Source organism: Desulfobulbaceae bacterium, from assembly GCA_015231515.1.
GTDB lineage: Bacteria > Desulfobacterota > Desulfobulbia > Desulfobulbales > VMSU01 > JADGBM01.
Genome location: JADGBM010000101.1, coordinates 1 through 10,588 on the forward strand (window position 1 = coordinate 1; position 10,588 = coordinate 10,588).

Annotated in this window: 8 protein-coding genes; all 8 read right to left on the minus strand. The window is 46.1% G+C overall.

Annotated features, from left to right (window positions below; all coding sequences use genetic code 11):
* On the minus strand, positions 1-436 hold a 436-nt coding region (locus HQK80_13010), incomplete at its 3' end, for a polysaccharide biosynthesis/export family protein (protein ID MBF0223123.1).
* A gap of 85 nt (positions 437-521) precedes the next feature.
* A complete protein-coding gene (locus tag HQK80_13015; protein MBF0223124.1) occupies positions 522-2,942 on the minus strand; it encodes a tetratricopeptide repeat protein in 2,421 nt (806 codons plus the stop codon).
* Positions 2,943-3,003: 61 nt separating this feature from the next.
* Positions 3,004-4,404: a sugar transferase gene (locus tag HQK80_13020; protein MBF0223125.1), complete on the minus strand. Its 1,401-nt coding sequence runs from the start codon at positions 4,402-4,404 to the stop codon at positions 3,004-3,006.
* A gap of 42 nt (positions 4,405-4,446) precedes the next feature.
* Entirely contained in the window at positions 4,447-5,988 is a 1,542-nt protein-coding gene (gene xrtD, locus HQK80_13025) for a VPLPA-CTERM-specific exosortase XrtD (GenBank protein MBF0223126.1), read from the minus strand.
* Positions 5,989-6,277: 289 nt separating this feature from the next.
* Positions 6,278-6,751: a hypothetical protein gene (locus HQK80_13030; GenBank protein ID MBF0223127.1), complete on the minus strand. Its 474-nt coding sequence runs from the start codon at positions 6,749-6,751 to the stop codon at positions 6,278-6,280.
* A gap of 69 nt (positions 6,752-6,820) precedes the next feature.
* On the minus strand, positions 6,821-7,969 hold the full coding sequence (locus tag HQK80_13035; protein MBF0223128.1) for a glycosyltransferase family 4 protein: 1,149 nt from the start codon (positions 7,967-7,969) through the stop codon (positions 6,821-6,823).
* 68 nt (positions 7,970-8,037) lie between these two features.
* Positions 8,038-9,039 (minus strand): radical SAM protein, encoded by a 1,002-nt coding sequence (locus HQK80_13040; protein MBF0223129.1) that lies wholly within the window; start codon positions 9,037-9,039, stop codon positions 8,038-8,040.
* A 142-nt stretch (positions 9,040-9,181) separates the two neighbouring features.
* Complete coding sequence (locus HQK80_13045; protein ID MBF0223130.1) at positions 9,182-10,111, minus strand: methyltransferase domain-containing protein; 930 nt, start codon at positions 10,109-10,111, stop codon at positions 9,182-9,184.
* Positions 10,112-10,588: the final 477 nt, after the last annotated feature.

A 10,588-nucleotide genomic window follows, 5' to 3' on the forward strand; every position in this document is an offset into this window, starting at 1 on the left:
CCATGGCAAGGGCCTTAAAAACATCCACAGAACCGACAAGCTGAAATCTGCCGGGATTATGGACCTTGCCGATAACATAGATATTCAAACTGTTCGGCTGGAGAACACTGACCGTGGCAATGGGATCAAGCACAAATTGGATAAGTTTCTCAGACAGCTCGCGGCCAAGGGTGGTAACGGTTTTACCCGCCGCCACGAAACTGCCGAGCAATAGTAAAGTAATTGTCCCATCAGGCAGGACAGACCTCTGTCGGCTCAAGTCGGCATTTTCCCATACTGTAATTTCGAGTATGTCACCAGGACCAATGCAATATGGTGCGGTGCCAGAGCCAGACGACGGACTTGTTTCCGGCAAGGCACCGGCATCAGCCCAGACGTGGTGGCTTATCAGGACCAAGATGAATAGAAACGGTATAATCAAAACTACTCTGCGCATCTGTTTTTCCTTTGGCATTTAAGAATGTACGGACCCGATTTGTGAATGTTTTAGCGGTCCTTGATTTATGGATATCAATATCAGACTACCCTTGCGTAAGTAACTTGTTCAAAAGAGCCTGCGCCTCATCTCTGCCACGAAAAACCTGCTCCCCGGCCAGGGAGAGCTTAAGCGCCCGGATGGCCTCGGCAGTTTGGCCGCTTTCGTAAAGCACCATGCCATGATGGTATTGTATCTCAGGCGGGGCATTGTCATTGTTGGCCAGTGCTTTTTCCAGATAGGTGTTGGCCTGGGGATAATCTTTCATCTGATAGAGAATCCAGCCGATGGTGTCCAGCACAAGAGGCGAATCGGGTTTAAGCCGCAGTGCCTTTTTAGCCAAGGCCAGGGCCCGCTGAAAATCTTCGGCAGAATTGGCATTTTGACCCAGCAAATAGGCGAAATTGTTGAACAGTGACCATTCCGTCGGCAGCTCTTTGAGGCCTGTTTCATATAGAACCGCGGCTTCTTGCCAACTCCCTTCCTGCTCATAAAGCTGGCCCAATACTTGATAGAGCGCCGTATTTTTTGGATTTTTTGTTAGTGAGGCCTGAAAATTCTTCACCGCCTCTTCTTTTTTACCCTGGATCAGCAGTACCGTTGCGAGATTATTGAGGGGAGTCAGCCACTGCTCGTTTAAAGAAACGGCCTTACGAAACGATTCCAGCGCACCGGCAAAATCCTTTTCGCGCATCTGGATACTGCCGAGAAGATTGTAGGGATAGGGGTTTTCCGGGTTTCTCGTAATCTGTTTGCGACAAAAAGCCCTGGCCTTGTCGCTTTGACCATCCTGGATATAGGCCTGCACAAGTTGTTCAATAAGCGCGGTTGAGTCCGGCTGGACAGCGAGTCCTTCTTTTAAAACGGCTGCAGCCTTGGCATGTTTGCCTTCAGAGGCATGTAGCTGCGCGACTTTTATATATCCAGCCGGGATATCCGGTGAGGCACTCTTTATCTCTTCAAATATTTTAATTGCCTGATCATGCTGTTTAGACAAAAGATACAGATCCCCCAACTCTGCCCGACTGCGAAGATCATCTGGATTTTTTTTGATCTGTTTACGATACAGATAAATAGCTTCACCAACATTTTCTTCAATGACGTGAAGCTTAGCCAGGGCTTGCACCAACTGCAGGTTATAAGCAGATTCTTTCAGGGCCTGCTGCAGGGTGTCTTTTGCCAGCTGCGGCTGATTATTGCGCATATGGGCCTGCGCTAAACGAATTCGTCCGGGAATAAAATCAGATTTTTCCTCCTGGACAATTCTGAACTCGGCGATGGCATCTTCAGGACGCCCTTCGAAAAGGTAGAGATTTCCTTGAGTGAAGTGCGCCTCCACACTTTTAGTATTACTTTCAAGGGCCTGCTTAACAGCCTCGGAAGCTTTGTCTATTTCACCAATTTTTAAAAATATGTGGGCGAGATTATTATGGGCCTGACTGATGTTAGGGTCCTGCTGGTCTTTTGTAAGCGTTAAACACTCTTTAACAAGAGCAATAGCGTCGTCGATTCGATTCTGGGCAACATATAACTCGGCTATTTTGAAGCGCAGAAGAAAACTGGCACGGTTATGAGTAAGACCGGTCTGCAAAATGGATTCTGCCTTTTCCATCATGGACTTGGCAAGCAGGAAGTTGGCAATCTTAATCCAGTTCTCTTCTTTCTCTGGGGCAACAAGTGAGGCCTTATCAAGGAGTGCGAGTGCTTTTTCTTCTTCATCTGAGGCTAAATAAATAGTGGCAATTTCCAGGCGGCTCTCCAGCAGATCCGGGTCAATTGCGACAATTTTTTCCAGGGCCGCGATGGCCTTGTCTTTTTCTTTCTTTCCTAAATAGTTGTTTGCCAGCAGGCGCCAGGTGGAGATAGAATCCGGAAAGGCAGCGACAGCCGCCTTGAGTGTTTGTTCGGCCTGCTCTTTCTGCTGCATCCCATTATAGGCAATTGACAAAAGCTCATAGGCCTCTTTGGTAGCTCCTGGCTTTTGGAGCAATTTTTGAAGTATTTCAACAGCGGCATCGTTTTTTTTCTCAATAATCAAAATGGTCGCTTTGACGAGCAGGGCATCATCGTGCTGGGGCTCTGCCGCCAGGACTGTATCGATATGATCTTGCGCTGATTTGAGATCCCGTGTAGCCAGAAAAATTTTTGCCAACTGAACTTTGGCATCACGATGGTCCGGATTGAGTTCAATGACCTTTAGGAAATTTCCGTACGCTGCCCGGGGCTCTTCCTCCTCCAGCGCCACTTTTCCCAGCATATAGAAGGCATCCGCATACTTGGGATCGAGCTGCAAGGCGTTGCGGAATTCAAGTTTTGCCTTGCCGAAGTCTTGCTGTTCAAAAAGCTCCGTACCGCTCGTATAAAAACTCAATTTTTTCTGCTCCGGGCTTGAGCAGGAGACTGCGGTCACAAGTAGGACAGTCAGTGCCAGCAGTAGGCGCCAGTTTTTATACATTTTCTTTTTCATCGGATTCTCCTGAATTGCTCTATTGGTGTTGTGATTGTGGTGTTGCGCCGCCGGAAAGGTTTCAGACCGCGCCCTTGCGCTGCAGCACAACAAAAACTGTTTTGAAAATTATTTTGATATCGCCCCAGAGGCTCCAGGTGTCAAGATACTGGCAATCCAATTCGACCACTTTGTCAAAGTCCTTGATCCGATTGCGGCCGGAGACCTGCCACATTCCGGTTATGCCCGGTTTGGCTGAAATCCGCTTTAAATGCTCAGGCTGGTATTTTTCCACTTCATCCAGGGTTGGCGGGCGGGTGCCGACCAGGCTCATCTCCCCCTTGATGACGTTTATAAATTGGGGAATTTCATCTATGGATGTTTCCCGAAGAAACCTGCCGACACGAGTTATTCTCGGGTCCTCAGTCAGCTTAAACATGTGCCCCTTCATCTCATTTTTTTCTCGAAGCTGATCTTTCATCCCCTCGGCGTCCTGACACATGGTTCGAAACTTATAGAGTTTAAAGGTTCTCCCGTGTTTGCCTTTGCGCTGCTGGCCGAACAGCACAGGCCCGGGAGAGTCCAGCTTGATGGCGATAGCAACAAAGGGATAGAGACTAAAAAATATACTCACCCCGACAATTACCCCGACCCCATCGAGCAACCTTTTCCACATCAAGCATTGGGCGTCAAAATTATCAACCCGTAGATTCAGAAAAGGGATGTTTTGGATCTCCTCTACCGTCAAGGTATTGCCTTCCGGCGTCCAGAGACTTGGCAGAATTCGGGCAGGCACTCCCATCTTCCGGCAGATGTTGAGGCATTGGTTCAAATCTACCGTACTGGTCCTGGTCAGGACAAAAAGCACCTCATCAATTGCTTTAGTTTTCAGCTGCTGCAGCAGGGCAGCCGCCTCATCCCCTTGCTTTATAACGTCTTTAGAGGCACCGACATTCAGGTGGCCGACAATTGCATGCCCCCAGCTCAACTGATTTTCCAGAGCGGAAGTAACAAGCTTTCCGCGGTCTGAATCCCCCACAACCAGTATTTTTCTTGAATTGTATCCGTCTCTGGATATCTTGGTGACATAGAAACGTACACTCACCCTGACAACAAGAATGATGAGAAAGGTATAAAAGGCAAAAATCCAGAGAAAGGTCTTACTGAATTCGGTAAAACCAAGAAGAAATACAGCTGCCGTCAACAAGACAAAATCGACGGCAACTGACTTGAAAATAGCCTGAACAAGACTAGCCATCGTTGGATGGGAGATCTCGCTGTAGAGGTGGAATCGACCCATGAAATAGTTGTTGACGAACATGACGGAAAGGATGGTTATCAGAAAAAAGTATCCATTCAAAGGCGTATATTCTTCAAGAAAAAACAGGTCGGCATAATAGGCCGCATAGGCAGAGACTATTATGCACAGGGCATCAGCTACCATCAAGAACGTATTGAGTATATATACTTGTTGCTGGATCATTTTGTTCCGGCACTCGTAAGCTGTTTCATTATATATAAGAGTTTAATTGGGAATATAGTCAGGCAGCAAAGGCCACATGGCACTGAAAAACTGCTGGAGTTCAACATATTCCTCCTCCAGGGACTGGCCGGGAGAGACTGTCATTTCAATCCGGACCAGGGCGCCGTCGGTGCGCCTCTCGCTCATGGCGCCAAGCATGAGATGGAACTTATTCATCCAGGGGCTGGTGATAACCTTGCCACGCTGCAAGAAGAAATAAATGCTTATCAGTTTGTGGTCCCCTTTCTGCATAAGCGACTTCATAACCGGCACACTCTCGCCGCCGGTAGGTTTTATGACTGTTTTCGCGGACGCCAGTATTGACCAGCCGCCACCAAGCATACATGACTCCGGGGCGTGGGCGGTGTGCCGGGTTTCCTGATACTCGTAATAGGGGATCAGCAAGAAGATTCGGTTTGCTTTACCGGGATTGGTGAAAGCAATGTTGACATAATCATCTGACCAAAGCTGGTCCAGAATTTCTTGCGACAGGATAATCTTTGTACCCTGCCAACCGGCCAGTTCGGTCGGAAACTGCTCAAATGTCGTGCGGTCCGGAATAATAATTGTCTTTGAGTAGCTGTTCAGGACAAAACTGCCAAGAACAAAAAGTATACTGATCGCCATGGAGGCAAAGGCAAGGTGACGTTTCGTACTCACCTTGCCTTTGAAATCATGGCCCGGCATCCTGGCTGTGTGGTTTGGGGGAAATAATCTATTAACAAGCAGGACGAAAAGCAGTAATGCAGCCCCTCCCAGGAGAAAAATAACCATTCCTGCAAAGTCATGAAAAAAGTTTTCAGCAAGTTCGGGATATCCCCACTCCGTCAGCATGCCGGTGGCATAGATGCGAAAGGCATTGATAGTAACGGATATAGGCAGAACCAAGACAACAAGAGATAGTTTTCTCCAGAAAATAGCAGTGAACTGGTGGCCAAGTAAAAGGGCCATAAGAAACATCGGCATCACATAGCGTAAGCCGCTACAGGCATCAACCACCTGGAGTTTGCTGGCACCGAGATCAATAATATTTCCTTCAAGGAATACCTTCACCCCTGAAAGACGCAGCAGATCTACGGAGAGGTTGCTGGCAAGAATTTTCAGCTTAAAAGTCAGCATATTATTTATATAAGGCGGCAGGGGGATAATGAACAGCAGCACAATGAAACTGAATATGAGGGGGCGGCACCGCCAGCCGTAGAGGAAGAAAAATGTTCCTACTATACAGCCCCACATCCCAGCATAGACGAGGGTTTCCACTGAACCGAATTCCCCGATCAAGATCAGACCCAGAGCAAGGAGTATGGGGATAGTGCCGAAAGGATTGATAGTAAATTTTTCAAAATGGAAAGTTTTGCGCTCTTCCCAACATAGGTAAACGAAGAGGGGAATAACGAGATACCCATAGCTGTTGTCACCGGAATCCCAACGAATTAGTAACTCTGCAAGCGAAGTCCAGAATCCGGCAACAAAAGATATAAGTATAGCCCCGATAAAAAAGAATTGGGGCAGAAATTGATTTTTATGAAAGGTAGCAGTGCTCATTTTATACCATTATCAGAGAGATTTTAACAATGCCGGAACCCTCAAGTGTCGGCAATAGTCGATAGCAGCCCCAGACTTCTGTCGGAAGGACCAGCATTGCACTAAGAGAGTCCTTTTACCCTTCAGTTGTTAAAATTGTGTTTACTGTCGATTAAGATTTGATTTGTTTTGGTGTAAATTTTGGTTAACTCAATTCTTCGCATATCATGTCATAATTAGAGCTGATCGCGACTCGCACGACACTTCACAAGTCGTTTGGATATCGCAGGGGGTCGGTGGTCTCTTTGATTTACTGGTTTTCTTCTGCCTTTTGGGCGCGCTCCTTTTCAATCTCCACCAGTTCCTCTGCGGAGACGGCCATGTAAACATGGGCTTTTTCCACAACGAGAACGTAATCCCTGGTAAGTGAAAAGCCGTAAGCCTCGGTCATCTTTTTATTGCTTTCAGCAAGTGTTTTCAGTGCAAGATCCAACTCTTCCTGCAGGCTTTCTTTCAGGCTTTGGGACTCAGCCTGTTCCAACTGATACTGGAGTTGCATCGCCCGCTGCCGATGGGCCTGGAGGACCTGGACGTTCCGCTGAAACTCCTGATTCGCCTCAACGGAATTTAAAGTACTCACCCGGACGAGCTTTTTTTGCGCCACCTCGGCTTGGTTTGAAGCAGATGCCTCTTTGTTCTCTTCCTGAGAAAAGGCAGAGAATGGATTCAAAATTATTGTGCCGATCAGGAGAATTTTAAAAATCGAGTATGATTTTGATGTCATGGGACCCTCATTAATAACCGTTTAAATTAAATAATAAAATATAGTGTAGACCGGGGTTTGTAGCCCGGCTTATAATTCGTGTACTCTTTTTTCCGTGGTATGCCTGATGGGCAAGGAGACTCCAATGGCCTTTCGGTATACTTCTATTGTCTGCCGGGCAATTGTCTCCCAGTTATACTTTTCAGCAAGCAGCTGAGGAAGCTGCTCTTTTTCGCTCTCTTCCATCTCATGCAACAGTATTCCCTTTATTTGGTCAGAAAGGTCCTGGACATTTCCGACGTTAAAATATTGCTCATCGTGTAGGCCGATTTCTACATTAGCCGGAATATTGGAAACAAGCGCAGGAAGGCCATAACTTAAGGCCTCAAGAAGGGCTATGGGCAAACCTTCGTGATAGGACGGCAGCACAAAGAGCCTGGCATGGGAAAAGACTTCATTGAGGCTATCACCGGAAATATAACCTGTAAGAATAACGCGATCATCTTTCCGGGCCTGGAGTTTCAGCTTTTGGGAATATTCTGTCTCATGGTCGGCATCACCGGCAATAACAAGCTGGGTGTCTCCTGCTATGCGAAAAAAGGCTTCGATGAGGTCGTGCAGCCCTTTTTCCGGCACAAATCGGGCGACTGCAAGGATATAGTTCCCTGGCCGGATGCAGTTTTTTTCCAGGAAAGCAGTTGAAGTGGCTTTTGTCGCCAGAGTCATACCATTATAGATAAGATTACTTTCCCTGCCGCAGTTTTTGCGGATGCCCTCTGCAATCACCCTGGAGATAACAATTACTTCATGGGCAAATTTCCCTCCCAGGTATTCACCTAATCGAAGCATTCTTTTGGCAATTGGACTCCACTTCTGCCTGTCGTAATCAGGACCATGGCTGGTAAAGACAACCTTAAGGCCGAGAAGTCTGGCTAAGGGGGTTAGCAGTGCCGGCCCTACTCCGTGTATGTGAACCACATCGGGGTTTATCAGGCGAGCCTTGGCAATGGCAAGAAAGGTGTGGACAATAGCTTCAAAACTTTTTTTTCTTGGGGAATAGTGCTGGACAAGGTGTACACCTTTCCATTCGCTTACATCAGTTGTGGCATAGGAACTCCGGGTTGCTATGAACACTTCATGCCCTTTATCAGCAATCAGTGGATAAAGATTCTGGCAGTGGGTCTCAATGCCTCCGGGGATGTTTGGAATCCCTCTGGTGCCGGTTACGAATATTTTCATTTTTTTTGCAGCCTGTTATCCTGCACTAAGATATTTGCATTAATATTTTTCACTGGTAAGCAAGATTTCTATACACAGGTTATGGGAGTGAGCAGTACCTCATTACCACCGGCATTAAAGACCTTAAACTTATTTTTCAACACCCATTTTACTGGAACGGCAAGGCGCTTCTTCATGGCCGGGGCTGCAGAACCAATCATCCAGCATTGCTTCTCGCAGCCAGCCACCCTGCTGCGGATTTTCTCAGCCTGCTCGCTGTTCCATATTTCCTTAAAACTTTGACAATGCAGGTTTCCCATAATCATGGGTTCATCTGAACCGTTGCACGGTAAGATGTTGCCAAAGGGGTCAACGAAAAACATATCGGTTCCTACCTCACAAGGCAGCGACCGTGGATTTCCGCGCACTTTGTTAGCCAGCCCCATGTTAAAATAGGCCCGGAACCAGTTTTTAGGTTTATTGGTCTTGAGCAGTTCCTTGGCGATTTCCTCAAAAGCTGAAGCAACCTTTTCCCGATCCTGATACCCATTATCATCTTTGTGAAAATAAAAGGAATTGTGGGTGGTCGCTGTGGCAAACTCAAGCCCCATAGCGTTGGCCAACCGGAAGAGTTCAATCATATCACCGGCATTGCGATCCGAAACCGTAATCCCAAAACCGATATCCTTGATCCCCATACCCTGAAGAGTAGTGAGAGTTCGAATGCCGTGGTCAAAACCGTTTTTAATTCCACGCAGTTCATCATTTGCTGCAGGTAATCCCTCGATGGAAATACGGATCCCGATTTTATTTCCGAACCTTTCAGCAGCCTGGATGATGTGGTCAGTAAAGTAGCCATTGGTGCTGATTACCAGTCGCTTGGTTTTATAAAGCGCTGCGTCGATTATCCCCTCAATGTCACTTCTTAAAAATGGTTCGCCGCCTGTTATGTTAATGAACTCAAGGTCGGCGGGCAGCTTCGTAACCAAGTCTTGCGTGTATTCTTCATCCTTCCGGGTCGGGTGCTGCCAGGTGTTGCACATATAGCACTTAGCGTTACAGCGGTAGGTAACAATGAGACAGGCTTCCATAAAATTGCTCAGTTTGAGATTTGTTAAATAAATCAATTGAGTTGACCGAACTGACATTACTTCGTGTGTGTTAGGTTTCGGTTATGAAAATGTTTTTTTTTAATTTGGATGCTGCGCAGGTTCAGCATGGATGGGTAACTGGTTATCGTTTTGTTGCACAGAGTACAACCGACAGGTATTCCATTTGCGAGGAGTCATTATTAAATTGTGTTGAAAGGCTATTTTTTACGTATTTGACATAATCTTTATCGAGCACTAACTCGGGGTATATTACGATGTCTTTCCACCCATAGCGTGTGGCAATATTTTTATAGTCACGTGGCCTCAGACGATTGGGAGATCCTTTGAACCGGCAGAGGTTATAGAAAAAATCATTGTATCTGTAGATATTCAAGGGATCTTTGTCCCGAATCCATCTGGTGTGAGTTTTCAAGTCAATAACAGAAACAAGTTGTGATCCGCTTTTTACTATTCTTTCCAGGTCATGGAACGTCTGGTCCATATCTTCAAAATGTTCGAAGGCGGCCTGACTGACGACAAGGTCAATAGAGTGTTCCTGAAAGGTGCTAAAATCAAATTTTGCCGAATGCACATAGTTTAATTTGTCCGGGGTGCCTGCTTTTGTTTTGGCAAGCTGCTCCCTGAGAAAATTGATATCAACCACATCCTCAGCCAGGGCCAATGAGCGTATTTTTTTAAAAAGCTCCGAATACAACCCATCCGGAACAGTATTAACCAGATTATGTATATCTATGGCATTGTACCTATCCGCCCCGATAAACAAGAGGTACAAGCCCACTCCGAGATCCGCCCCAGGACCAAGTTCAAGAACTTGTTTGCCGCTCAGGTTGGTTTTCTTATTTGCATAAAAAGATAGCCATTCCAGCCAGTGCTTCACAACCTTGATGTCATAATCAGCCGCTCTTCCAAACTGTTTTATCGGAAAAGTTCGTGGGGTTTTATAGCCCTCTATTTCATGCTTCAACTTGTTGGCTATAAGGATCAATGCCCCAGAGTATTTATAAAATAAATTGTTGCCGTATGTGGGAATTATAACTTCTGGTTGCCTCATCTTTTTTCACCTTAGAATTATTGATTTTGAGAAACTAAGCTTGCTTTAAGAAGAGGAGTGCTGTTCGTAAATTCTTCAATTAATGCGATCATTGGCGAAAGTAACTGCAACGTGTTTGGGTTTAGTTATGAAAATATTATTTTTTGATTTAGAAATGCTTTAGCAGTTGAAAAGTTTCCACATATCCACCCAGGCGGTTTTTTACTACAACCTCAATGACGCAGTATTATCTATCCCCCAGAATGAGTCTACGAACTAATGGAACTTGATTGATTATTCTTTTCTGAACGACAATAGGCAATAACAATCCGGCACTACAAGTAACTACTGCCCCGATGAGAAAATCTTGGCTGTTCAATAAGTTCAAGTGCAATAGAGTAATCCGAACAGGACCCATGATCAAGGTATGCAACAGGTAAACACCACTGGAATAGGCACCCAGCGTTTTCAAAAATTCAGTAATTTTCAAAAAGGAAA

Coding starts and splice junctions, on each gene's coding strand:
- HQK80_13015 (MBF0223124.1), bottom strand. CDS start 2,942: ATGAAAAAGAAAATGTATAAAAACTGGCGCCTACTGCTGGCACTGACT.
- HQK80_13020 (MBF0223125.1), bottom strand. CDS start 4,404: ATGATCCAGCAACAAGTATATATACTCAATACGTTCTTGATGGTAGCT.
- xrtD (MBF0223126.1), bottom strand. CDS start 5,988: ATGAGCACTGCTACCTTTCATAAAAATCAATTTCTGCCCCAATTCTTT.
- HQK80_13030 (MBF0223127.1), bottom strand. CDS start 6,751: ATGACATCAAAATCATACTCGATTTTTAAAATTCTCCTGATCGGCACA.
- HQK80_13035 (MBF0223128.1), bottom strand. CDS start 7,969: ATGAAAATATTCGTAACCGGCACCAGAGGGATTCCAAACATCCCCGGA.
- HQK80_13040 (MBF0223129.1), bottom strand. CDS start 9,039: ATGGAAGCCTGTCTCATTGTTACCTACCGCTGTAACGCTAAGTGCTAT.
- HQK80_13045 (MBF0223130.1), bottom strand. CDS start 10,111: ATGAGGCAACCAGAAGTTATAATTCCCACATACGGCAACAATTTATTT.